Source organism: Planotetraspora phitsanulokensis, from assembly GCF_016863295.1.
Classification (GTDB): Bacteria; Actinomycetota; Actinomycetes; order Streptosporangiales; family Streptosporangiaceae; genus Planotetraspora; species Planotetraspora phitsanulokensis.
Map to the genome: position 1 here is coordinate 121,546 of NZ_BOOP01000009.1, position 23,096 is coordinate 144,641.

The window sequence follows — 23,096 nt, forward strand, 5'->3', positions numbered from 1 at the left end:
TCTGGCATGACGTTCAAGCGGCCCCGTGACGCCCCCGGAGCCGCTTTGCAGCCTGCGCCCAGACACGGGGCGGTCCTGCGCGCCGCGGTGGCGCTCGTGACGGTCGCGGTCCTCATCGGAGGCGGCTCGCAGTTCACCGCCTCGCACTCCGGAGCGGTGCACATGGCCGCCCCCTCCGCGACGATCCAGGCCGTCGTCCCCGCGATGACGCCGACGCCGGCGCCGAGCCCCACGCCGAGCCCGACGCCGACCCCCGCTCCCAAGCCGGTCTTCTCGAAGTCGGCACGCAAGGACCTCAGCCGCCGCGTCGGGTCGTACCTGAGGGGCCGGTCCGGCCAGGTCTCGGTGCAGATCCAGGACCTGTCCACAGGACTGTCGTACGGCTACAACGCCGACATGCGGCACGCCACCGCGAGCATCGTCAAGGTCGACATCCTGGCGACGCTCCTTCTGCGCGCTCAGCGGGAGAAGCGGGCGCTCAGCCGCGACGAGCGCGCCCTGGCCACCCGTATGATCACTGAGAGCGACAACAACGCCGCCGACGCGTTGTGGTACAAGGTCGGCGGCTCATACGGCGTGGCGGCCGCCAACAAGAAGCTCAAGCTGCGCCATACGACGGTTGGCCCGGCGGGCTACTGGGGCGCCACCATGACTGACGTGGCCGACCAGATCCGCCTCCTGAAGTCGCTGACGTCGGACAAGAGCCCGCTCAACGCCAAGAGCCGCCGATACGCCCTGGGCCTGATGGGCGACGTCGTCTCGTCGCAGGACTGGGGAGTGAGCGCCGCCGCGGGCCGGAAGGACACGACGGAGCTCAAGAACGGCTGGCTGCCCCGCAAGATCGACGGCGACCTGTGGACCATCAACAGCATCGGCCGGGTCCAGGGCGACGACCACGACTACCTAATCGCCGTCCTGTCGAGCCGCACCCGCTCCATGGGAGACGGCATCGCCACCGTCGAGCACGTCGCCGAGATGGTCAGCATGGCCCTCACCAAGGCGATCTCCGCCCCCTCCACCTCAAAGGACGCGTGACCGGCGCGGCGCACACCACGTGCCGCCGCGCCGGTCGCACAGCCTCCTAACCGGCGGAGCAGCCGGACTCGGGAGGGTCGGCGTAGAGGTCCGCCCAGGCCCCCCGGCCGTCGATGTCCAGCGTGGTGCTCCCCGACCGCGGGCAGGCACCGCCTGTGGTGGCGAACAGCGTGTAGGTCCCAGGCGGGAACCCGTCGAACGCGAACCTGCCGTCGGCGCCGGTGACTGTCGACAGCCCCGCCGGCTCCAGCGTGACGGTCGCTCCTGCGACCGGCAGGGACGTGATGCCGTCCAACACCATGCCGGTGACGCGGACCTGACCGCTCTGGCCCTCCACCGTGTACGTGCCCCGGGTCATCTGTGAACGGCGGCCCGCCTCGTCCTCAGCCACGGCGTAGATCCCGCGTTCACCCGTCACCGTGCCCGCGTCGATGGAAATCGTGATCGGCCCTCCAGGCACTTCCGGTTCCGCGGTATCGCTCAGGGACAGGTCGCCTACGGAGTAGCGGAACCTCGTGACGTTGGTGTCGCCACCCGCGTCGAACCGGACGGTCAGTTTCCCGCCCTGCGATACCGTGTCGCCGTCGGGGAACGTGATGGTCGGCTGGAGCGGTGCGGCGAAGCCGGTCAGGTGGGAGTCGGTCTCGGCGTAGTCGTAGACGCGGACGTCGTCCAGGGCTCCGCTGAGGAAGCCGGTTGCGGCTCCGGCGGCCTTGGCGCGGCCGATGGCGACCGGCCCCGTGGCGCGGAAGCCGCCTTCGAGGGTGGCGGTGGACGACTGGCGGACGCCGTTCACGTAGAGCCGCAGCTGATGGGTGACCGAGTCGTAGACGCCCGCGAGGTGCGTCCACTTGCCCGTCGTCGCGGCGGCGTCGGAGGAGACGGTGGCCGAAGCGGGGGCGTCGGTGTCGGATGCCGCCATCCGGAAGGTCCACCGGTCGCCGGACTGGCCCAGTACGTACGCGGAGGTGAGGGCGCCGTCCTGGGACACCGCGGCGACCTCGCCGGCTCCGATGGAGGCCGGTTTCACGCGTGCGGTGACCGTGAAGGTGTGGTCGGTGCGCACCTTGGTCATCGTGCCGGTGTCCGGGTTCGGGGCGCGGACCGGGCCGTTGGTGGCGGCGAACGCGGAGACGCCGTCCAGGGAGAGGGCGGTGCCCGTGCCGCCTCTGCCGTCGGTGTGGGTGGCGCCGCCGGCCAGGACGGCCGTGTTGCCGTGCGCGGTGAGGTCGGCGGCGTCGCCGGTCTCGTCGAACGTCCACTCGGCTGCGGGGCCCGCGGGCGCGCGGACGGTGAAGATGTAGGTGAACGGCGTGGAGCGCCGGCCGGCGCGGTCCTTGGACCACACGCTCAACGTGTTGTCACCGGCGTGCTCCGGCGCGACGGTGAAGGTGGCGCCGTGGTCCTTCGCGCGAGCGGCGACGTACGTGCCGCTGGTCGTGGAATCGAAGCTGTACTCGTAGCCCGCGATGTCCTCGGCACCCGTCGTCGGCGCGGTGACCTCGAAGACTCCGGGGACGCCCACTCCGCTGTGGAGACCCTCAGTCGGGTAGTCGCTCGAGGTGACGCCGCCCGGCGCGGGGGGCGGAGTGAGGTCGACGGTGAACTGGCATTTGACCGACCACGGTCCGAAGGCGGCGCCGTCGAAGGTGCGCGCCTGCCACACGTACGACGAGCCGTCGGTGAGCCTGCCCTCGGGGATGGCCTGCGAGACCCCCGAGGGGTTGCCGGAGGATTGGGACAGCACGTCGGTCTCGTTGCGGGTTCCGCCGAGTGGCCACCAGTAGAAGAACGTGGTCAGCGACTGCTTGCCGGGGGTCGGGTGTTGCTGTGTCGCCGCCAGAACCGGGGTGTCCGTCAGCACCCACGGGCGCGACTCGCCGGTGGCGCAGGGCTTGCCGTGCGACATCAGGTTGGTGGGCGCCAGGGGCACTTCCGCGGCGGCCGCGGGGAGCGGGATGGCCAGCAGTGACGCCGTCAGGGCGAACGCGGCGGATGCACCCAGAAGTCGAGAGCGCTCACGGCCGCCGTTTCGGCCGGTGCGTCCCGGCCACAGGAGTCTCATGTCACCTCACGAAAAAGATCGGTCCAAAGAGCTTTGATCGTAAGAAGGTGACCGAAACCGCGAAAGCTGACAGTCGGTAAACCGTCCGACACTCCGTAACATCCCGGCGGCGAGATCCGATAAGGATGGCCGCAATCCCGTGGAGCCTCCCGAGTAGATTAAGGCCACCTGTGTGGACACATGACTCATCTCACTAATTGGGACGCAAACATGGACATGTCAGGCGAGAGCGTCGACCGTGATTGTGATGCTTGTCACACCGGATTCGCCCCGGGGGCTACCCAAGCGTCTTCCGGCGGGAGACTGCATGTCGGCGAGCCGTAGGACGGTCTTCGGCGGAAGAGGGCTGACGTATGTCGAGAGCGATGAGCGGCCGGGAGCGCGAGACATTCCTCGCGGAGGCGCGGGTCGCGGTGGTGAGCGTCGTCGACGGAGACGCCCGCGGCCCGCTCACCGTGCCGATCTGGTACGGCTACGCGCCCGGGGGCGAGATCGTCCTGATCACGGCGCGCGACAGCCGCAAGGCACGCCTGATCAGGCGGGCGGGGCGGTTCAGCCTCTGCGTCCAGACCACCGAACCCCCCTATCGGTACGTGTCGGTTGAGGGGCCGGTGACCGTGATCGACGAGTCGGTGACCCGGGACGAGCGGCGCGACTTCGCCCGGCGCTATCTGGGCGAGGAAGGCGCCGGCCGGTACGTAGCCTCCACCGAGGAGGCGACGGACCGGATGATCAGGATTCGCATGCGCCCGGAGGTCTGGCTGTCGGAGGACCAGGGTTAGAGACCGATGCGCTCGCGCACGAAGGAGGTCTTGCCGCCCTCGTCCGCGCCGTCCGCCGCGCTGAAGAGCAGGTTCCTCGCGGCCGACAGCACGGTCCCGTCGTAGCCGAGCAGCCGGACGGTCACCTGCTCCGCCTCGGGCGCGGTGAAGGAGATCGTGTTCGTCCCGTCCGCGACGGCGACGACCGCGACCGGGCGGTCGTTGGCGTAGGCGTCGACGCCGGTGAGCGCGCGGGTCGTCAGCGTGAGCATGATCTGGGCACCGTCGACGGCGACGTCGTCGACCTCCAGGGTGCGCGGCCTGCCCTCGCGCAGCAGCGCGACGGCCCGATCCATCAGGTCGAGGTTGCCCTCGAGCACGTCACGCCTGGTCAGCCGGTACAGGTGGTCGGGAACGACGCCGAAGTCCTCGATGATCTGGCCTTCGTGGGTGCCCACCCGGAGCGTCCGCCGAATGGACAGACGGAAGTCGGCGCCGCCGGGGAGCGCCCGGAGCGGACCTTCCGGCCAGTCCCGCAGGATGGCCGAGTGGGTGCGGACCTCCGCGCCGCCCGCGCCCGTCGCCTCGTCCACCCCGAGCACCGGGCCGACGCGGTTGTCCTGGAAACCGGCCGCGAACGTGTCGGTCGCGCTGTAGCAGAGCGCGTCGGTGACGAGCACGACCGGCCCGTGGTAGAGCTGCCCCGCCGTGTTGATGAAGTCGGCGTCGTCCAGCGGCACACCGCTGGAGTACTGCGCGCCCGTCTGCACCGAATCGGCGATCGACGCCCGCCAGTCGGCCATCTCGTCGAGCGCCTGGGTGAAGGCGGCGGTCGTCGGGGTGCAGACGAACTGGGTCGGGCTGGGGGCGATCCGGTTGGGTGTGAGCATCTGCAGCAGGTATTCGGCCGCGACCACGAAGCCGCCGCCGTTGTCTCGGACGTCGACGACGAGCCCGTTCTCCGGCATGAGGGTCAGGACCCTCGCCACCTCGTTGAGGAAGCCGATGATGTCGTCGACGAAGTCGCCGTCCGCGCTCAGGTCCTCGAGGTGGAAGGAGAAGATCCGCAGATGGCCGTACTCGCGGCCGTCCGAGGCTCGGATGATCCTCGCCTTCAGCTCGGGCCGGGTGGTGGCGATCTCGCGGGCCGCCGCGGCCGTCCCGGAGCCCGGCGTCTCGTCCGACGCGCTGAACAGTCGCTTGCGCAGCCTCTGCGCGAGGCTCGTGCGCAGGTCGTAGCCCACCGCGGTCGGGACCGCGCCCGCCACGGTCGGGCGGAGCCCGAGGAACTCGCGGAGGTCCTGGATCGAGTCGAAGACCCGCCACGGGATGCGGACGTCACGCGTCACGCCGGCCTGCGTCCGGTACCTGATGTCCGCCCAGTCCTCGTCGAGCAGCGCCGCGGTGACGAACGGGCGGATCGCCATGGCTTGCAGCCCGCGGGCGAGCCGGGCGGCGGGGTTGCCCCCGAACTCGCGCTCGGCGTTCCTGGCCACGGCCAGTTCGATGGGCATGCCGTTCCAGTGGGTGACCTCCACCCCGGGAACGAGCTGCGCGTCGCCGGTCAGCTTGTCGTACCGGCTCGTGACGAGGTACCGGGGCGTGTCGCCGTCCCAGCACCGTTCGACCCGGATGCCGAGGAAGGCGACCGGACCCTGGTACGCCTCCGGGAGGACGTACTCGGTGTGCCCGTCGCGGAGCTGGTTGAAGATCTTGACGAGCTCCACGTGGAAGTCGGCGTCCGACAGCGTCGGCAGCTTGGCCCGCAGCAGGCGCAGCCGCTGGCTCGGATCGATCGCGTACATCGCGCGCTTGTGCAGCAGGTGCGCGTAGAGCCCGTCGAGGACGACGGCGGCCTGGTCGACCAGCAGCGCCCGGTCGGCCGGGGTGAGCGGGCTGGACTGGACGATCTCCCGCATCCGCGGCATCTCGTGAACCGCGCCGAGTGCGTGATCGTCCGCCAGGCCGAGAACGGGAATCTCTGGCATGGGCCCCCCTTTGAGGTCTCTCACGAGGAGTCATCCCGGTGGGATCACCACCTCTTGGAGGGAGGCTAAGCCGACGTCGCCCTGAACGTCGTGAGTACGCCCCTACTCACGTTCCGCGTCGTGCCCTTTAATCGCCATGGCCCGATATATCGCTATTTCTTCTGTTTGTACGGAATAGGTCGGGGTATGGGGCGACAACTCGTGCCGATGTCGGGGGGAGAACGACGATGAGCGGACACGAGAGCGAACGGCGTCCCGAAACGGACAGATCGGCGATGATCTCCCGGCGGCGGTTCTCCATGCTGGGAGCCGCCGCGGTGGGCGGCGCGGCACTGGGCCCGGGCATCCTGCGGGGATCCGGCGCGGCGGCGACGCCCAGCCCGTCGCCGCCGGGCGCGGGCAGGCCACCGGCGTCGCCGGTCGGGTTCGTCCTCGGGCACGAGCAGTTCCGGACACAGGACCTCGTCCGTTTCGCCGAGATGGCCGAGCGCGCCGGGTTCGGACACGTGTGGACGAGCGACCACTCCCAGCCCTGGCAGGACGACGAGGGCCACAGCATGTTCCCCTGGCTGACGCTGGCCCTCGTCGGCGACCGCACGTCACGGCTGACGTACGGCACGGGCGTCACCTGCCCGCTGTACCGCCACCATCCCTCGCAGGTCGCACAGGCGTTCGCCTCTCTCGGCATCCTGACGCCCGGACGGGTGTTCCTCGGCGTCGGCTCGGGGGAGGCGCTGAACGAACTGGCCTCGACAGGCCGGTTCGACCGTTATCCCGAGCGTCACGAGCGGCTGATCGAGGCCATCGGGCTCATCCGCAAGCTCTGGACCGGCCAGCGGGTCACCCACAAGGGCCGCTACTACCAGACCGAGCAGTTCAAGCTGTACGACGTGCCGAGCCGGCCGGTGCCGATCTACGTGGCGGCGAGCGGGCCGAAGAGCGCGTACCTGGCCGGACGGTACGGCGACGGCTGGGTGGTGCAGACGCACGACATCACGGACAAACGCATGGTCGACGCGTTCAACGAAGGCGCCCGGGCCGCCGGCAGGAACCCGGACGCCATGCCCAAGCTCGTCGAGACCTGGGTCGTGGTGGGCGGCCGGGCGGAGGCCGAACAGGCGGCGCAGAAGTGGCGCTTCACCGTTCACGGCTTCGGCGACCTGCTCTACCAGCCCAACCCCGTGACCATCCAGCGTCTGGCCGAGCAGCGCTGGCCGCTGTCGAAGGTGTACGAGTCATGGCCGCGCGGCACGGACCCGCAGGTGCACATCAAGGCCGTACAGCGTCTGCTCGACCTCGGCGCCACTCCGTTCATCCACTCCGGCCAGAACGACCAGCAGAAAGTGATCGACTTCTACGGCCGGGAGGTGCTCCCCCACGTCCACGGCTGATCCGGTGTGATCACGCAGGGGGTGATCACGGGCCGAGGGGAACCGCGCGCAGTTCCTCACCCGTACGAAGCAGGAGCATGCCGTCCACGAGAAACAGGGAGACGTCCCCCTCCGCGCCGACGACCGGACGCTCTCTTCCGTCACTGAGCCGCCAACTGCGGATCGCGGCCGAGCCGCCTTCGTCGAGCATGTAGACGACGTCTCGTGAGGCGACGGGCGCTCCGCGCAGACCGTGCGCTCCGTGATGAGCCGCCCAGACCCTCCTGCCGGTGCTGGCGTCGAGGGCGAGGATCCCGTCCTGAGACCCCGCGCACAGGACGTCTCCGTCGATCGCGAGCGACGACGCAGCGGGGATGAGGATCTTCGCGTCGTCGCCCTCAGGCGTGAACGTCCAGATGTCCCGCCCGGTGCGGGCGTCCAGTCCGTGGATTCGCGTGGGCTCTTGCGCCGAAGAGGCGACGACGTAGATCGCACCCGCTCCGATCACAGGTCGCGACAGCGTCTCGGCGGGGAGGGCCCACGTGCTCCGGCCGGAGCCGACGTCGATGCCGACCAGTTCCGACGTGGTGGAAAGCGCGAAATTCGGGTCTCCAGAAGGAGCGGCGATCGTCCGGACGACCTGCGCGAATCCGGGGACCTCAGTGCCGAGCCAATCGATCAGGCCCTTTGTGCCGGGCCGCCCGCCTCCCGCGTGCGGCACCACGGTCCACTCGGCGGCGGCCACGTCGGCCGTCCACCTCGTTGTGCCGTCGGCGCCGTCGACGCCCCTGAACCACTCGGTGTTCGGGTGGGTGACCGGGTCGCCCGTATCGGCCCGCAGCGTGCCGCCGAAGGTCTCCAGGACGACCGAGCCGCTGACCGCCAGCCGATCGACGCTGAAGAGGTGGAAAGCGTCAGACGTGAACGCGCTCCGCCAGACGACCTCGCCGGTGGCGACGTCCAACAGCAGGAGCACACCGGCGGCATCGTGCACCAGAACCGATCCGGGCCGAGGACCCCGATGGAAACCGACCTGGCCGGCCGTGTCGCGACGCCAGACCTGCTTGCCGGATCCTCTGTCCAGCGCGATCACGACGCCGTCCAGCGCTGTCTGTCCGGCGACCAGTAGCACGTCTCCTGACAGTTCGACGCCCTGCGACAGCGAGATGCCGCAGTCCGCCTTCCACGTCGTCTCGCCCGTCGCCACGGCCAGGGCGTAGACCGAGCCTGACTCGTCGTACAGGAAGAGATCATCGCCGCTGCGGAGCGGCGTGCAGAGATGCTGCACCACGATGGGCACGCGCCACCCGGCCAAGGTCACCGTCGGCGTCGGCGCCGGCGACCGGAACTCACGTCTGGGGGGCGGCCCGGGCGGCGAGTCCCCCAGCCCCGCGACGTACCAGGCGAGACCGGCCACCCCCAGTCCCGCGGTGACCCCGGTAACGATGATCTGCCGGCGCGAGAGCGCCCGCCGGTCCTCCTCCTCGTCCTCCTCGTCCCGCGTCACGGCTGGGCCAGCCGACGGTAGTAATCGATCATCGCGGTCACGCCGGGATGGACGACGAGGGACGGGTCGGCCGTGAAGCTCTCCAGGCCTTTCAGGACGTCGGCCGCACAGGACCGGACCTTGTCGTCGACGGGCTCGGGAGGGTCACCCAGAACATAACGGGCGTAATCATCGTCGGACATCTCGTAGTAGTCGGTCCAGACGCCGTCTCCCCAGTACGCCTCCTTGCCTCCCTTGGACACCCCGTACACGGAGAAGCGCCACATCAGCGTCATGCCCGCCTCCTCCTCGGGGCCCATGGTGATCGACAGGGCGTCCACGTCGTGAGGTGTCACCGCGAAGACCTGAGGTTCGGTGTGCGTCCACGGCCCCTGGAGGTCCTTCGGGAAGCGGAAGTCGTAGTTGAGGGTCGTCTTGACGCCTTCACCTGCGGGCGAACCACACGCCAACGGCACGAAGGTCGAGTGGACGACCAGTTTCACCCCGGTCAACAACGCCGTGTCCTCATCGGAGTTGCGGAGGGTCACGACCAACGCGCGACTTTCCCTGGACTCGTCGCCCGGCGCCGTCGGGACGGCGGTCCGATTGTTGGACACGTACGCGGAGACCGGAACGTCCACCGGTTCGCGCGACGGCGACAGAGCGACCAGTTCCAGCCTCTCGTCGGCGGGGACAGCAGGCACGCCAGAGGTGGTGGGCTCGGCCGACTGGGACGGCGCCACCGCCTGCAACACGCCGAAGACGACGGCGGCCACCAGGCCGGCGATCGCGGTGATGCCTCCGACGGCCTCCCAGGTGAGCCGGGAGCGTTTCTTGGCCGTCCCCTTCGCGGCCGGGCCCTGCGACGCCGGGCTTTCAGCGGCCGGGCCCTGCGACGCCGGGCCCTTCGCAGCCGGGGCGTCGGAGGGCGGGGTCGGCCTCTCGGCGCTCCGATCGGGGCCGTCTTCCGGCTCCGGATTCCCGGACAGCATTGTCACCGGCCTCCAAGAACTCGCGACCCGCGGAAATCGAGATACGCCAAGGGCAGATTAATGCAACGCCAAAGATCCGCAAATAACGTAAGGAACCCGGTTTGGGGACGCTAGGCCAAATGTGTCGCATTACCGCCCTGAACTTCGGCCATCCGACCCGCGACCGCCGCGTCGAACGGGATACCGGCCGTAGATCGTGGGTTCTCCACTTTTACGAAGCGTGACCGCGACCGGCCGATCGCGGCCGCCCGCATGGGGGCATTCCACCGTCCGCCGGGAGGAGCGACGGGGCGGGCCCAACCTCCCTAGGTGCAGGACATGCGGACTACACGTACTCCCCATCTTGCACTGTCCTACACAATGTTCACATATCCCTACATCTAGGCTAGGTGTAACACAGCCACCCAAATACCACTTTTAGTTCATACAGTTACGAAATGGACTTCAACGGACCCGGCGGAGGCATCCGCCACACCGTGCGCCCGGCCACGGGCTTCGCACGCGAGGGCCGCCCCGCGGCGACCGGTGTCGCCTGGATGCGGAAGACCCCGCTCTCCTCCTGGTTCGGGCCCGTTCGCAACTCCGGCAACGGCGACTGTTCAGCGGAGGGTGCAGGTGACTCCTAGCCCATCACGACCCCCTCTCCCGAACCCGGCACGCACGCCCCGGGCCGTCGCCGGCCCGTTCGCGCCGGTGCACCGGAGGGCGACATGGTGAGCCGCGCCCTGTCCGCCGGCGCGACCGGTGGCCCGAGATTCCGCTGGACCATGTACCGGCCGCATTCGCTCCGCGCGCGCTACACGATGGCCGCGACCATGTTGTCGTTCCTGGTCCTGACCGGGGCGGGCGCGAGCCTGGACATGGTCATCCGGCACAAGCTCGAGACCGACGCGTGCGCCGAGACCAGGCGCGTCGCCGGACTGTGGAGCACGGCGTTGCGCAACGGCGAGGTGCCGCACACGATCCCCATCTTCAACCAGGTCAAGCTCGTCCAGGTCGTCGACGCCGGAGGCCGCGTCGTCGAGGCCAGCAAGCCGGCCGCCGGCATGCCGCCGCTCTCGGCGGTGCGTCCGCCACCGGACAACCCGATCCAGAAGCTGACCGAGTGCGGCCCGGGCGGATGCTCGCTTCTCAGCGCCATCAGGACATCCCGGGAGGCCGACTCCGCCTTCGTCTACGCCGCGCTTCCGTCGCCGTCCATCCTGATGAAGCACCGTCTGGAGTTGTGGATCGCGGCCGCGGCCCTGCCGCTGCTGGTGGCGATCTCCCGGCTGACGTGGACGCTCCTCGGCAGGTCCCTGTGCCCGGTGACGCTGAGCCGCGCCAAGATGTCGCAGATCACTCCGAACGACCTGAGCCTGCGGCTGCCTCAGCCTCCCGGCCGCAACGAGATCTCTCAGCTCGTCGACACCGCCAACGAGGTCCTCGACCGGATGGAGACGGCGGTGCGGCACCACCGTCGTTTCGCCTCCGACGCCTCCCACGAGCTGCGGACTCCGATGGCCGGAATGCGTCTCCAGCTGGAGGGCGCCCTTCTCGATCCGGAAAATGTTAACGCGCACGATGCCATCCGCACGGCGCTCGTGGGCGTCGACCGCCTCCAGGCGATCGTCGACGACCTGCTGGTCCTGGCCCAGCTCAACGGGGCTGAACCGCCCCCGCCCGGGCCCATCGACATCGACGACCTGGTCAGAGAGGCAGTCGCGCGGCGCGAGGGCGGCGTGCCCGTGCACGTCCGCCCCTCGGGCCGCGCCTACGTCAGCGGCACGGGCGTCCAGCTCATGCGGGTCGTCGAGAATCTGCTCAACAACGCCCAGCGCCATGCGGAGACCCGGGTGGACGTCACCGTCGAGTCGGTGAACGGCGACGTCGTCGTCACCGTGTCGGACGACGGCGACGGCATCGCGCCCCGCGATCGCGAGCGCGTCTTCGAGCGCTTCACCCGGCTGGACTCCGGCAGGCGGCGCGATCCCCGTGGTAGCGGCCTCGGGCTGGCCATCTCCCGTGAGATCGCCGAAGCCCACGGAGGAACCCTGTGCTGCGAGGACTCGGTGCTGGGCGCCCGGCTCGTTCTCCGGTTGCGGAGCCTCGACCAGCGAAGCGATCCGCTGACCGCCGCCTGACCTCCCTCCCCCCGGGGGCGCGGAGGCCCGCCTGCCGTCGCGGCGGCCCGATCAGCCGATGCCCTTGGCGGCCACGAGAACGCGGTTGCCGTCCGGGTCTTCGACCATGGCCATGCGCTCGCCCCACTCCTGATCGGCCGGCTCCCGCAACACCGGTACACCCGCGTCACGCAGTTCGGCGATCGCGGCGTCACAGTCGTCCGCATAGACCCACAGGGTGATCCGATCGTTGACGAGCGTGCCCGGCTCGTCCTGCCGGCCGATTCCCAGTGCCGACTCACCGATCCGCAGCGAGACGTACACGGGCTCTCCGACATCGGGAAATCGGTACGTCACCTCACCACCGATCAGGTCGCGGTAGAACCACAGCGCCTTGGTCATGTCAGTCGTGGTCAGGATCGGAAACAACTGCGTGAACATGGCCACCTCCCGCACTCAGGATGAAGCGCTTCGAGGCCGCCCGCACCCGTTCTCGTGTCACGAAAGACCTGACGCGCGACCGCCGTTCGCGTGAAAGCGGACCGGTCACGTGAAAGCGGACTCTCCATTCGGTACGGCGCCGGCGCGGGGATTACACACGATCGCCCGTGAACAGTGCCGGGAAATCCTGACGGACGCGGTCGCGAGCACGCTCCGAGTTCGAGATCCCGGCTGAAACACACGCGGACCACTGCTCCGCCGCCCCCGGAATCCCCTGGACTCCCGATCCCCACGGCCTCCCGCCCCCCACGGGCTCCCGCGAAATGTCGACGGCCAATGTCGGATTTCTCCACGGCGCCGTGAATGGTCTAGGCCAATGGGAATTCCGGCGGCATCCGCCTTCTCGAGTGCGCGGGAAATGGCGTCTCAGCTGGAAGGACGCACTCTGGGGCGCACACCGGAAAAGGCAGTCAGGTGAACCTCTTGTAACCCATTTGACCGCGTGATGCGATACGTGCCAAGTCAGATGCCATCCCCCACACAAAAAGGCTCATCTATGACGAAAGCCGACATTCTGCACGAGCGTTCTCTGATTGAGGACCAGATTCGCGAATTCACCCTCTGCAGCCGGCTTCAGGACATCACCGAGGCGCACCCCGACGCGCCCGCGTACTCGATGCGCGCCGGAGACGGCTGGGAGACGCTGACCTTCGCCGAGGCCCGCGCGCAGGTGCTGGCGATCGCGGCCGGCTTCGCGGCGCTGGGCCTCGAGGCGGGCGACACCGTGACGCTCATGATGGTCAACCGCACCGAGCACGTGCTGGCCGACCTGGGGGCCGTGCACGCGGGCGCCACCCCGATCTCCGTCTACGCCACGCTCGCGCCCGAGCAGGTGACGTACATCTCGGCGGACGCGAAGGCGAAGATCGCTGTGCTCGGCGGAGCCGACGAACTGCGACGCTGGGAGCACGCCCTGGGCGAACTCCCGCACCTGACCAAGGTGATCGTGCTCGACGCCGAGGCGTGCCCCACCGGCGACCGCTTCCTGACGTGGGACGCCTTCGTCGCCCTCGGCGCCGAACGGCACGCGGCCGATCCCGCGCTCGTCGAGAGCCGCCTGCGGGCGGTGCGGCCCGGCGACACCGCGACGGTGCTCTACACCTCGGGCACGACCGGCAACCCCAAGGGCGTGCCGCTGAGCCACCGCAACATCAGCTACGAGGTCGCCGCGATCGAGAACACCTCCTCGCTCCCCGACCTCGGCACGCAGATCTCCTATCTCACCTACGCCCACATCGCCGAGCGGGTGCTGAGCCTCTATCTGCCCCTGTTCAAGGGCTCGCACGTCCACTTCTGCCCGGACCTCACGCAGCTCAGCACGGTGCTCCGCGAGGTGCGGCCGGTGTTGTTCTTCGGCGTCCCGCGGGTGTGGGAGAAGATCATGGCGGGGCTGCTGGCCGTGCTGGACACCCAGCCCGAGGAGCAGCAGGAGCAGGCGCGGGCCGCGATGGCCGCCGGAGTGGCCTACATCGAGGCGGGCCAGAACGGCGCGACGCCCCCGCCCGAGATCGTCCAGGCCTACGAGGCGGCCGACGCGGGCCTGCTGTCGCTCGTCCGGTCGCTGATCGGCTTCGACCGGGCGGGCTGGCTGTCGTCGGGCGCCGCACCGCTCTCCATCGAGGTGCAGCGCTTCTTCGCCGGCCTCGGCCTGAACATCCTCGAGGTCTACGGCATGACCGAAACGACCGGCGCGTGCACGGTCAACACCCCCACGAGGTACAAGCTCGGCTCGGTCGGCCCGGCGCTGCCCGGCGTCGAGCTCAAGATCGCCGATGACGGCGAGGTGCTGATGCGCGGCCCCATCGGGACGTCGGGTTATCTCAACCTGCCGCAGGCCACCGCCGACCTCCTCGACGAGGACGGCTGGCTGCACACCGGTGACGTCGGCAGCCTCGACGAGGACGGGTTCTGCAAGATCATCGACCGCAAGAAGGAGCTGATCATCACGGCGGGCGGCGAGAACATCTCCCCCGCCAACATCGAGAACCTGCTCAAGGAGCACCCCCTGGTCGGCCAGGCCCTCGCCTTCGGCGACCGCCGCCCCTACCCGGTCGCGCTCATCACCCTGGACGGCGAGGCGGCCCCGGCCTGGGCCCGCGGCCAGGGCCTCACCTTCACCGGGCTCGCCGACCTGGCCGAGCACCCGGACGTGCTCGCCGCGGTCGAGGGCATCGTGGCCAGGGCGAACGAGCGCCTGGCACGGGTCCAGCAGATCAAGAAGTGGAAGCTCCTGCCGGTGGAGTGGTCGACCCAGACCGACGAACTCACCCCCAAGTTCTCCCTGCGCCGTCGGATCATCCACAGCAAGTACTCCGACGCGATCGACCTGCTCTACGGCGACTGATCACGAACGACTGAGCGGATGCCCGCCGCGGGCGCGAAGGTCCCGCGGCGGGCATCCGGCCGTTTCGACCCGAGGGGTCAGGCGGACAGGGCCGCGTCGACGAGGGCCCGGGCCTCCTCCTGCACCTCCGCGAGATGGTCCCGGCCGCGGAACGACTCGGCGTAGATCTTGTAGACGTCCTCCGTGCCGGAGGGGCGTGCGGCGAACCAGGCGTTCTCCGTGGAGACCTTCAGCCCGCCGATCGCGGCGCCGTTGCCGGGAGCCGACGTGAGCACCTCGGTGATCGGCTCGCCCGCGAGGGTGTCCGCCGTGACCTGCTCCGCCGACAGTCTGCCGAGGACCGCCTTCTGCTCGCGGGTCGCGGGCGCGTCGACCCGGGCGTACGCCGGGTCGCCGAACCGGGACACCAGGTCCGCGTAGTGCTCGCTCGGCGAACGGCCGGTGACCGCGATGATCTCCGAGGCCAGCAGGGCCATGACGATGCCGTCCTTGTCGGTGGTCCACGCCGAGCCGTCGCGGCGCAGGAACGAGGCGCCCGCGCTCTCCTCGCCGCCGAAGCCCAGCGATCCGTCGAGCAGCCCGGACACGAACCACTTGAACCCCACGGGGACCTCGACCAGGCGCCGGCCCAGATCGGCCGCGACCCGGTCGATCATGCCGCTGCTGACCAGGGTCTTGCCGACCCCCGCCTCCGGCCGCCATCCGGGCCTGTTGCCGTACAGGTAGGAGATCGCGACGGCGAGGTAGTGGTTGGGGTTCATCAGGCCGGCGTCGGGGGTCACGATGCCGTGCCTGTCGGCGTCGGCGTCGTTGCCCGTCGAGACGGCGAAGGCGTCTCGCGCGCCGATCAGGGACGCCATCGCGTACGGCGAGGAGCAGTCCATTCTGATCTTGCCGTCCCAGTCGAGCGTCATGAAGCGCCAGGTCGGGTCGACGAGGGGATTCACCACGGTCAGGTCGAGCCCGTACCGGTCCGCGATCTCCCCCCAGTAGGCCACGCTGGCGCCGCCCAGCGGATCGGCCCCGATGCGGACGCCCGCTTCCCGGACCGCCTCGAGATCCACCACCGATCCGAGGTCGCCGACGTACTCCGCGACGAAGTCGTAGCGCCCGGTCGTGGCGGCCGACAGCGCGCGGGCGTAGGGGACGCGCCTGACCTCCTTCAGCCCGCCGGCGATCAGCGCGTTGGCCCGGTCCTGGATCCACGACGTGGCGTCGGTGTCCGCCGGGCCGCCGTTCGGCGGGTTGTACTTGAAGCCGCCGTCCGTCGGCGGGTTGTGCGACGGCGTGACCACGACCCCGTCGGCGAGCCCCGCCCGGCGGCCGCGGTTGAAGGTGAGGATCGCGTGGGAGACGGCCGGCGTCGGCGTGTACCCGTCACGGCTGTCGATCAGCACCGACACGCCGTTGGCCGCGAAGACCTCCAGTGCGCTGACCCGGGCGGGCTCGGAGAGCGCATGGGTGTCGATGCCGAGGAAGAGCGGCCCGTCCACGCCCCTGCTCGCCCGGAACTCGCAGATGGCCTGGCTGGTCGCGAGGATGTGGTCCTCGTTGAAGGCGGCGTTGAGCGCCGATCCCCGGTGTCCCGACGTCCCGAACGCGACCCGCTGGCCCGCCTGCTCGGGGTCGGGGTGCAACGCGTAGTAGGCCGTCACCAGACGGGCCACGTCAACGAGGTCGGAGGGGCGGGCGGGTTGTCCGGCGCGTGGGTCGGCCATGGGCTCTCTTGCTCCTGCGGTTCGCCGTCAGACGGGGGCATCCGCCAGTCTGCCCCATAACCTCCGGCTCTCCCCTCCGGGAGGTGCCTCGGGTTCCTGAGGGCATGCCGTCCAGCGGGAGCGCTTCATCGAATCACCCAAACGGGTCGTATCGTAACCAAGGCACGCGAGCGCCCGACGGGCCCGCGACCCGGCGGTACACGTACGAACAGAGGAATGACGACGGTGACATCGACGCACGACCGAGCCGGCTCCGCACCCGAGGCGGCGGCCCTGCATGAGATCGTCGAGGGCGTCTTCGCCTGGGTGCAGCCCGACGGCACCTGGTGGATCAACAACGCCGGCGCGGTGAGCGGCCCCGACGGCACGATCGTCGTCGACACCTGCGCCACGGAGGTGCGCACGCGCCGGTTCCTGGCCGCCGTCGGCGCGGCCACCGGCGACGCGCCGCTGACCATGGCGGTCAACACGCACCTGCACGGCGATCACACGTACGGCAACAGCCTGCTGCCGAGTTCGACGGTGCTGATCGGGCACGAGGCCATGCGTGAGGGGCTGCTGGCCGACCCGATCATCGACGGCTGCCCGCCCGTCTGGCAGCCGGTGCCCGACTGGGGACAGGTCACGCGGCGGGTCCCCTCGGTCGTCCTGCGCTCGGATCTGACGTTGTTCACCGGCTCACGCCGGGTCGACCTCCTGCACCCGGGTCATCCGGCGCACACGACCGGCGACGTCGTGGCCTGGCTTCCCGAGGAGCGGGTCCTGTTCACCGGCGACCTGATCTTCCACGGCGTCACGCCGCTGGTGTTCATGGGCTCGGTCGAGGGGGCGATCGCGTCGCTGGGCTGGCTGGCCGACTTCGGCGCCGACCACGTCGTCCCCGGCCACGGCCCCCTCATCGACGGGGCCGCGCTGCCCGGTGTGCTCGCCGATGTGGAGCGTTATCTCCAACTGGTGCTGCGGACCGCGCGTACCGGGCTCGAGGAGGGCCTGACGCCGTTCGAGGCCGCGCAGCGTTGCGACCTCGGGGAGTTCGCGGCCTGGCCGGACGCGGAGCGGCTCGTGCTCAACCTGCACCGCGCGTACGCCGACGCCGCGGGCCGGCCCTTCGACCTCATGGCGGCGATCGGCGACGCCGTGCGGTACAACGGCGGGCCCATGGCCAGCGCCGTCTGACGGCCGAACCCGGGCCCGGTTGTCAGACGGCGGGGCCTGGGTGCGGGCGCGCTCAGCGGCGCAAGGCCACCCCGCTGAAGCCGTCGATGCCGGGCAGCTTGGGGATCCTGGGCTCGTCCGGCTCGGGGCGCCACTCCCCCGTGGACACCAGGCCCGGCTCGGTCAGCTCGAACCCGTCGAAGAATCCCAGGATCTGCGCGCGGGTCCTGGGCGTGACCGAGCCGGTGGCGGTCCGGCGGTAGACCTCGCGCCCCTCCTGGAGCTTCCCGTCGTCGATGTCGCCGAAGGAGAGGTGGTTGACCACCAGGCCGCTTCCCGGGGCGAGCCGGTCGCGCAACGTGCGCACCGCCCTCTCGGCGACGTCGTCCTCCGGGATGAAGTGCAGCACCGCGAGCATCAGCAGCCCGACCGGCCGGTCGAAGTCGATGTGCGCGAGGACCCGCGGGTCGCTCAGGATGGCCTCGGGCTCGCGGAGGTCGCCGTCCACGAGGATCGACCGCGGGTCGTCGGCCAGCAGGCGGCCGCCCTGGGCCAGCACGATCGGGTCGTTGTCGACGTAGACGATCCGGGAGTCCGGTGCCGCCCGCAGCGCGACCTGGTGGACGTTCTCCTGCGTGGGCAGGCCCGCGCCGACGTCGAGGAACTGCCGGATCCCGTTATCGGCGAGGAAGCGCACCGCACGGCTGAGGAAGCGGCGATTGGCCTGGACGCCCTCCCTGATGTTGGGGGTCAGCTCGGCGAGCTTGTCGGCCGCCGCCCGGTCGGAGGCGAAGTTGTCCGTTCCGCCGAGGAGGTAGTCGTAGATCCGGGCGACGCTCGGAATCGCGGGATCGACCCCCAACGGTGCCTGCTCCATGTTCATCTGCCCCTCGCCCGCGTCCGATGTTGATCACAACGTAGCCAACAAATCCGGATATTTACGGGAATCCGAGGGATCACCGAAGGCCGGCGGCGGATCCCACCGTCCCCCGCCGCACGGGCGGCAAATAGCCCAGCTCCCTGGTGCGGGGGATGCGGGCGGTCAGCACGAAGCCGCCCTCCTCCGTCGGAGCCCAGGCGAGCAGGCCTCCCATCAGGGCGACGCGTTCCTTCAGCCCCTCCAGCCCGTAGCCGGGCCCGGCGTACTCGAGGATCATTCCGGCCGGGCTCGGCCCGTCACCGGTCTCGCCGTTGATCACCGACACCCTGGTCACGTCGCCCGCGGTCTCGCAGACCACCCGCACCTCGGATCCCGGCGCGTGTTTGCGGACGTTGTTGAGCCCTTCCTGGACGATCCGGTAGCACGCGTGGCCGGCCTCCCGGGAGAGCGTTCCCGTGTCGAGCCGGAGATCGACCCGCAGGCCCGTCGCGACGCACTCGTCGACGAGCTGGGGGATCGAGTCGACCCCCTTGGCCGCGGCGGGGATGTCTCCGCGCCGCACCACCGTCAGCAACTCCCGCAGCTCCGACAGCGCCCGCACGCCCTTGTCCTCGATGATCCTGGCAAGCGACCTGACCTCCGTCCGGTCCTCGGTGTCCCTGATGACCCCGGCGTGCAGAACCATCACCGTGACCGCATGGGTGACGGTGTCGTGCAGCTCCCCCGCCAGGCGACGGCGCTCATCGGACGCGGCCCGCTCCTCCCTGAGCCACAGCTCCGCCTGCATCGTGCGATATCCCCGGACCCAGGTCCCGATCATCGCGGGAAGGTAGACCAGCGCGACGGCGCGGATGGCGTCGGCCCAGAGCAGATGAAGCGGCGCCCGGGCCAACACGCTGATCGCCAGGTAGGCGACCGCCGCGGCTCCGGCGACCCGCTCCCACCTCCGCACGGTGGCGTGCGCCGTCATCGAGTACGCCGCGACGGTCAACGGCAGGAACTCCCCGGTGGCCGCGAGGCAGATCACCGCGGCGACCAGGGGCGGCCAGGCCATGCGACGCCGTACCAGCATGGACAGGGACGCGACGACGGCGGTCAGGACGGCGAACCAGCGGGGGGCGCTCACCCACGATGCGGGCGCGCCGATTCCCAGTAGGGCCGGCGGAAGGCTGCAGACCAGGACCGCCGCCGCCAGCGCGACGTCGACGAGACCCTCTCGGTGCCGGTCGGCGAATCCGCGCCATCCGCCTCGCGAATATCTGATTCCGTCCTCCATGGCGCTCCTCCGGGGGATCCGGCGATCTCTACCCCGAGCGCTAACTTTTGCGGCGTTTGAATACTTTCGTCCGATTAGCGTTACCCAGGGCGGCGGAGGTCTAACCTGCGCCAAGAGGTCTTTAACCAGGCGCGCCGCGGCCCCCATGGGCCGCCGCTCTCCAACCGGGCCGCCTAAAGTCCTATTTCGGTTGAATTATCAATAAAAGTCCGTTTAGTCGTGCCGTGTGCGGCAACCAACCATCACACGCGACGGAGGCGATCCATGCGGACGCGGCCCGGGGTCGCTGGAGGGGGTCGCACGATGACGGGTCTCCGCGCGGTGATCACGGGCGGCGCCGGGTTCCTCGGCTCCCACCTGTGCGAGCGACTGCTCGACCAAGGTGCCGCGGTCACCTGCATGGACAACTTCCTCACCGGGTCACCGCGCAACGTCGGGCACCTGATGGGCCGGCCGGGCTTCCGCGTCACGGAGTGCGACCTCACCGGATTCGTCCACGTGCCGGGGCCGGTCGGCCTGGTGCTCCACTTCGCCTCGTCCGCATCCCCCGCCGACTACCTGCGGCATCCGATCGAGACGCTCAAGGCCGGCAGCCTCGGCACGCTGCACGCGCTGGGGCTCGCCAGGGAGAAGAGCGCCCGCTTCGTCCTCGCCTCCACCAGCGAGGTCTACGGCGACCCGTTGGAGCACCCGCAGCGGGAGAGCTACTGGGGCAACGTCAACCCGGTCGGGCCGCGCAGCGTGTACGACGAGGCCAAGCGCTTCGCGGAGTCGCTCACCACGGCCTACCGGGATGCCCACGGGGTGGACACGGGCATCGTCCGCATCTTCAACACCTACGGCCCGGGGATGCGGCCCCACGACGGCCGGGCGGTTCCCACGTTCATCCGGCAGTCCCTGACCGGGGAGCCCATCACCGTGGCGGGAGACGGCACCCAGACGCGGTCGATCTGCTACGTCGACGACACGGTGAGCGGCGTGCTCGCGCTGGCCGCGAGCCACTTCGCGGGCCCGGTGAACATCGGGAACCCCGCCGAGATGTCCGTACTCGAACTGGCGGAGACGATCCGCCGCCTGACCGGGTCCTGTTCGCCCATCCGTTTCGTGGAGCGGCCGGTGGACGACCCCGACGTCCGCCGGCCGGACACCTCGCTGGCGGCCCGCCGGCTTGGATGGCGGCCGCGGGTCGATCCCGAGACGGGGCTGCTGCGGACCATCGCCTGGTTCGAGCGGGAGCTGAGAGGGTCGGACGCCGCGGCCGTCTCCTGATCTCCCGCGCCTCTCCCGGGTCACAGTGATCCAATTTGTCCTGATTATACCTCTTAATAAGAGGTATAATGCATTTTATGTCTCCGATGAGGACTCCCGCCACGGCGGACGAGGTGATGGCCGTCGTACTGGCGCTGCGCCGCGTCGTGCGGCGCCGACTGCGCGCCGAGCTGCCCGGCCCGCTGCTGCGCGGCGGGCAGGTGGAGCTGCTGCAGCTCGTCGAGACCGAGCCCGGCATCGGCGTCGCGGCGGCCGCGCGGGCCCTCCATCTCGCGGGCAACTCGGTCAGCACACTCGTGAACCAGCTCGGCGCCTCAGGGCTCCTGCGCCGCGAGATCGATCCGACGGACCGCCGCGCGGCCCGGCTCTACCTCACCGACTCGGCGGTCGCCCGGCTCGCCCGCTGGCGCGACACCCGCAGCCGGCTCGTCGGCGACGCCTTCGGCCGGCTGAGCGAGGACGAGGCCGCCACCGTCGTGGCGGCCCTGCCCGCCCTGCGGCACCTGCTCACGGAACTCGCGGAGGACGCCGAATGACCCCAGCGCTGCGCTGCGTCGGGCTGCGCCAGAAGTTCGGCGACACCGTCGCCGTCGACGGGCTCGACCTGGAGGTTGAGCGCGGCGAGGTGTTCGGCCTGCTCGGGCCGAACGGCGCCGGCAAGACCACGACGATCCGGATGATCACCACGCTGCTGCCCGCGCCCCCCGGCGCGATCCAGGTGATGGGCCGCGACGTCGCCCGCCAGCGGACGGCCGTGCGGCGGCTGATCGGATACGTCCCCCAGCAGCTGTCCGCGGACGGGACCCTCACGGGCAGGGAGAACGTCGCCCTGTTCGCCCGGCTGTACGACGTGCCGCGCGCCGCCCGTGCGGCCCAGGTCGCTGCCGTGCTCGACGCCATGGACCTCACCGAGGTGGCCGACCGCCCGAGCAAGACCTACTCCGGCGGGATGGTGCGCCGGCTGGAACTGGCCCAGGCCCTGGTCAGCGCCCCGCAACTGCTGATCCTCGACGAGCCGACCGTCGGGCTCGACCCCGTGGCCCGCGACGGCGTGTGGGACAGGATCGCCTCGATCCGCGCGGCCACCGGAATGACCGTCCTCGTCACGACCCACGCCATGCAGGAGGCCGACGAGCACTGCGAGCGCGTCGCGCTCATGCACCGCGGCCGTATCCGCGCACAGGGTTCCCCCGGCGAGCTGAAGGACGCCCTCGGCCCCGACGCCACCCTCGACGACGTCTTCCGGCACCACACCGGCAACGCCCTGACCGGCGACAACGAGAACGGAGGGATGCGCGATGTCCGCGCTGCCCGTCGCACCGCCCGCCGCGTCGGTTGAGACCGAGCCCGGACCACTCGCCGTCGCCCGGACCGTCGCCTCGCGCATCGCCACGACATGCCTGGTCGAGCTGCAGAAGCTCCGCCACGACCGGACGGAGCTGGTCACCCGGGCCATCCAGCCCGCGTTGTGGCTGCTCGTGTTCGGCCAGGTGTTCACCCGGATCCGGGCGATTCCCACTGGCTCGACGCCGTACCTGGACTTCCTGGCTCCCGGCATCCTCGCGCAGTCCGCGCTGTTCATCGCGATCTTCTACGGCATCCAGATCATCTGGGAGCGTGACGCCGGAGTGCTCGCCAAGCTGCTGGTGACGCCGACGCCGCGGATCGCGCTGGTCGGCGCCAAGGCGTTCGCGGCCGGGGTGCGCGCCGTGGCCCAGGCCGTCGTGGTGCTCGTCCTCGCGCTGGTCCTCGGCGTCCACCTCGCGACGAACCCCCTAAAGATCATCTTGTTGGTCGTCGCGCTGCTGCTGGGGTCGGCGTTCTTCTGCTGCCTGTCGATCACGATCGCCGGCCTGGTGTTGTCCAGAGACCGGCTCATGGGCATCGGGCAGGCCATCACGATGCCGCTGTTCTTCGCGTCGAACGCGCTCTATCCGGTGCAGCTCATGCCGGGCTGGCTTCAGGTGATCAACCACGTCAACCCGCTGAGCTACGAGGTCGACGCCCTGCGCGGGCTCCTGGTCGGCACCTCCGCCCGGCTCCTGCTCGACTTCGGCGTGCTGCTCGCCTCGGCCGCGGTCATGATCGCCGTCGCCTCGGCCCTGCTCCCCCGCCTAGCCCGCGGCTGACCCCTCTGGGGTGACCAGCGCGAAC

19 protein-coding genes are annotated in these 23,096 nt (G+C 70.2%); 11 read left to right on the forward strand and 8 right to left on the reverse strand.

Going from position 1 to position 23,096, the window contains the following annotated elements; all coding sequences use genetic code 11:
* Positions 1-6 precede the first annotated feature (6 nt).
* On the forward strand, positions 7-1,035 hold the full coding sequence (locus Pph01_RS12485) for a serine hydrolase (RefSeq protein WP_204073217.1): 1,029 nt from the start codon (positions 7-9) through the stop codon (positions 1,033-1,035).
* Positions 1,036-1,081: 46 nt separating this feature from the next.
* On the opposite strand, the gene Pph01_RS12490 is transcribed toward Pph01_RS12485, so the two are convergent.
* A complete protein-coding gene (locus Pph01_RS12490) occupies positions 1,082-3,100 on the reverse strand; it encodes a LamG-like jellyroll fold domain-containing protein (RefSeq protein ID WP_204073218.1) in 2,019 nt (672 codons plus the stop codon).
* Between the two features lie 365 nt (positions 3,101-3,465).
* On the opposite strand from Pph01_RS12490, the gene Pph01_RS12495 reads away from it, so the two are divergent.
* Positions 3,466-3,882 (forward strand): pyridoxamine 5'-phosphate oxidase family protein, encoded by a 417-nt coding sequence (locus tag Pph01_RS12495; protein ID WP_239116640.1) that lies wholly within the window; start codon positions 3,466-3,468, stop codon positions 3,880-3,882.
* Here Pph01_RS12495 and Pph01_RS12500 read toward each other — a convergent pair.
* On the reverse strand, positions 3,879-5,849 hold the full coding sequence (locus Pph01_RS12500; protein WP_204073220.1) for a S41 family peptidase: 1,971 nt from the start codon (positions 5,847-5,849) through the stop codon (positions 3,879-3,881). The genes Pph01_RS12495 and Pph01_RS12500 overlap by 4 nt on opposite strands.
* 227 nt (positions 5,850-6,076) lie before the next feature.
* Here Pph01_RS12500 and Pph01_RS12505 point away from each other — a divergent pair, with 227 nt between their 5' ends.
* A complete protein-coding gene (locus tag Pph01_RS12505; RefSeq protein ID WP_204073221.1) occupies positions 6,077-7,240 on the forward strand; it encodes a F420-dependent hydroxymycolic acid dehydrogenase in 1,164 nt (387 codons plus the stop codon).
* A 25-nt stretch (positions 7,241-7,265) separates the two neighbouring features.
* Here Pph01_RS12505 and Pph01_RS12510 read toward each other — a convergent pair whose 3' ends face one another.
* Positions 7,266-8,726 (reverse strand): outer membrane protein assembly factor BamB family protein, encoded by a 1,461-nt coding sequence (locus Pph01_RS12510; RefSeq protein WP_204073222.1) that lies wholly within the window; start codon positions 8,724-8,726, stop codon positions 7,266-7,268.
* Positions 8,723-9,703 (reverse strand): hypothetical protein, encoded by a 981-nt coding sequence (locus tag Pph01_RS12515; RefSeq protein WP_204073223.1) that lies wholly within the window; start codon positions 9,701-9,703, stop codon positions 8,723-8,725. The genes Pph01_RS12510 and Pph01_RS12515 overlap by 4 nt, the downstream gene beginning before the upstream one ends.
* A 431-nt stretch (positions 9,704-10,134) precedes the next feature.
* On the opposite strand from Pph01_RS12515, the gene Pph01_RS12520 reads away from it, so the two are divergent.
* Entirely contained in the window at positions 10,135-10,323 is a 189-nt protein-coding gene (locus Pph01_RS12520; protein WP_204073224.1) for a hypothetical protein, read from the forward strand.
* Positions 10,324-10,407: 84 nt separating this feature from the next.
* The gene (locus Pph01_RS12525) at positions 10,408-11,820 is read left to right on the forward strand and encodes a sensor histidine kinase (protein ID WP_204073225.1); all 1,413 of its coding nucleotides are present in this window, start codon (positions 10,408-10,410) and stop codon (positions 11,818-11,820) included.
* A gap of 51 nt (positions 11,821-11,871) precedes the next feature.
* On the opposite strand, the gene Pph01_RS12530 is transcribed toward Pph01_RS12525, so the two are convergent.
* A complete protein-coding gene (locus tag Pph01_RS12530; RefSeq protein ID WP_204073226.1) occupies positions 11,872-12,240 on the reverse strand; it encodes a VOC family protein in 369 nt (122 codons plus the stop codon).
* Between the two features lie 556 nt (positions 12,241-12,796).
* Between Pph01_RS12530 and Pph01_RS12535 the strand changes: the two genes are divergently transcribed.
* The gene (locus tag Pph01_RS12535) at positions 12,797-14,644 is read left to right on the forward strand and encodes an AMP-dependent synthetase/ligase (RefSeq protein WP_204073227.1); all 1,848 of its coding nucleotides are present in this window, start codon (positions 12,797-12,799) and stop codon (positions 14,642-14,644) included.
* A 77-nt stretch (positions 14,645-14,721) separates the two neighbouring features.
* On the opposite strand, the gene pgm is transcribed toward Pph01_RS12535, so the two are convergent.
* Entirely contained in the window at positions 14,722-16,362 is a 1,641-nt protein-coding gene (gene pgm / locus Pph01_RS12540; protein WP_204073228.1) for a phosphoglucomutase (alpha-D-glucose-1,6-bisphosphate-dependent), read from the reverse strand.
* A 216-nt stretch (positions 16,363-16,578) separates the two neighbouring features.
* Between pgm and Pph01_RS12545 the strand changes: the two genes are divergently transcribed.
* The gene (locus Pph01_RS12545; protein ID WP_204073229.1) at positions 16,579-17,538 is read left to right on the forward strand and encodes an MBL fold metallo-hydrolase; all 960 of its coding nucleotides are present in this window, start codon (positions 16,579-16,581) and stop codon (positions 17,536-17,538) included.
* A gap of 52 nt (positions 17,539-17,590) precedes the next feature.
* Here Pph01_RS12545 and Pph01_RS12550 read toward each other — a convergent pair whose 3' ends face one another.
* Together Pph01_RS12550 and Pph01_RS12555 are read right to left on the reverse strand one after the other, a co-directional pair.
* On the reverse strand, positions 17,591-18,394 hold the full coding sequence (locus tag Pph01_RS12550; protein ID WP_239116641.1) for an SAM-dependent methyltransferase: 804 nt from the start codon (positions 18,392-18,394) through the stop codon (positions 17,591-17,593).
* Between the two features lie 79 nt (positions 18,395-18,473).
* Complete coding sequence (locus Pph01_RS12555; protein WP_204073231.1) at positions 18,474-19,673, reverse strand: sensor histidine kinase; 1,200 nt, start codon at positions 19,671-19,673, stop codon at positions 18,474-18,476.
* 303 nt (positions 19,674-19,976) lie between these two features.
* Here Pph01_RS12555 and Pph01_RS12560 point away from each other — a divergent pair, with 303 nt between their 5' ends.
* From Pph01_RS12560 to Pph01_RS12575, 4 genes are all read left to right on the forward strand, one after another.
* The gene (locus tag Pph01_RS12560; protein ID WP_204073232.1) at positions 19,977-20,942 is read left to right on the forward strand and encodes a UDP-glucuronic acid decarboxylase family protein; all 966 of its coding nucleotides are present in this window, start codon (positions 19,977-19,979) and stop codon (positions 20,940-20,942) included.
* Positions 20,943-21,019: 77 nt separating this feature from the next.
* Positions 21,020-21,478 (forward strand): MarR family winged helix-turn-helix transcriptional regulator, encoded by a 459-nt coding sequence (locus Pph01_RS12565; RefSeq protein ID WP_239116642.1) that lies wholly within the window; start codon positions 21,020-21,022, stop codon positions 21,476-21,478.
* Positions 21,475-22,281 carry an ABC transporter ATP-binding protein gene (locus tag Pph01_RS12570; RefSeq protein WP_204073233.1) on the forward strand — a complete coding sequence of 269 codons (807 nt, stop codon included), beginning with the start codon at positions 21,475-21,477 and terminating at the stop codon, positions 22,279-22,281. The genes Pph01_RS12565 and Pph01_RS12570 overlap by 4 nt, the downstream gene beginning before the upstream one ends.
* A complete protein-coding gene (locus Pph01_RS12575; RefSeq protein WP_204073234.1) occupies positions 22,241-23,071 on the forward strand; it encodes an ABC transporter permease in 831 nt (276 codons plus the stop codon). The genes Pph01_RS12570 and Pph01_RS12575 overlap by 41 nt, the downstream gene beginning before the upstream one ends.
* Positions 23,072-23,096 lie beyond the last annotated feature (25 nt).

What these genes read in the sequence shown, in the direction of transcription:
- pgm (WP_204073228.1), bottom strand. Translation starts at nt 16,362, where the DNA reads ATGGCCGACCCACGCGCCGGACAACCCGCCCGCCCCTCCGACCTCGTT.
- Pph01_RS12520 (WP_204073224.1), top strand. Translation starts at nt 10,135, where the DNA reads ATGGACTTCAACGGACCCGGCGGAGGCATCCGCCACACCGTGCGCCCG.
- Pph01_RS12495 (WP_239116640.1), top strand. Translation starts at nt 3,466, where the DNA reads ATGAGCGGCCGGGAGCGCGAGACATTCCTCGCGGAGGCGCGGGTCGCG.
- Pph01_RS12530 (WP_204073226.1), bottom strand. Translation starts at nt 12,240, where the DNA reads ATGTTCACGCAGTTGTTTCCGATCCTGACCACGACTGACATGACCAAG.
- Pph01_RS12570 (WP_204073233.1), top strand. Translation starts at nt 21,475, where the DNA reads ATGACCCCAGCGCTGCGCTGCGTCGGGCTGCGCCAGAAGTTCGGCGAC.
- Pph01_RS12525 (WP_204073225.1), top strand. Translation starts at nt 10,408, where the DNA reads ATGGTGAGCCGCGCCCTGTCCGCCGGCGCGACCGGTGGCCCGAGATTC.
- Pph01_RS12560 (WP_204073232.1), top strand. Translation starts at nt 19,977, where the DNA reads ATGACGGGTCTCCGCGCGGTGATCACGGGCGGCGCCGGGTTCCTCGGC.
- Pph01_RS12485 (WP_204073217.1), top strand. Translation starts at nt 7, where the DNA reads ATGACGTTCAAGCGGCCCCGTGACGCCCCCGGAGCCGCTTTGCAGCCT.
- Pph01_RS12490 (WP_204073218.1), bottom strand. Translation starts at nt 3,100, where the DNA reads ATGAGACTCCTGTGGCCGGGACGCACCGGCCGAAACGGCGGCCGTGAG.
- Pph01_RS12555 (WP_204073231.1), bottom strand. Translation starts at nt 19,673, where the DNA reads ATGGAGGACGGAATCAGATATTCGCGAGGCGGATGGCGCGGATTCGCC.
- Pph01_RS12535 (WP_204073227.1), top strand. Translation starts at nt 12,797, where the DNA reads ATGACGAAAGCCGACATTCTGCACGAGCGTTCTCTGATTGAGGACCAG.
- Pph01_RS12550 (WP_239116641.1), bottom strand. Translation starts at nt 18,394, where the DNA reads ATGGAGCAGGCACCGTTGGGGGTCGATCCCGCGATTCCGAGCGTCGCC.
- Pph01_RS12545 (WP_204073229.1), top strand. Translation starts at nt 16,579, where the DNA reads ATGACGACGGTGACATCGACGCACGACCGAGCCGGCTCCGCACCCGAG.
- Pph01_RS12500 (WP_204073220.1), bottom strand. Translation starts at nt 5,849, where the DNA reads ATGCCAGAGATTCCCGTTCTCGGCCTGGCGGACGATCACGCACTCGGC.
- Pph01_RS12505 (WP_204073221.1), top strand. Translation starts at nt 6,077, where the DNA reads ATGAGCGGACACGAGAGCGAACGGCGTCCCGAAACGGACAGATCGGCG.
- Pph01_RS12565 (WP_239116642.1), top strand. Translation starts at nt 21,020, where the DNA reads ATGTCTCCGATGAGGACTCCCGCCACGGCGGACGAGGTGATGGCCGTC.
- Pph01_RS12575 (WP_204073234.1), top strand. Translation starts at nt 22,241, where the DNA reads ATGTCCGCGCTGCCCGTCGCACCGCCCGCCGCGTCGGTTGAGACCGAG.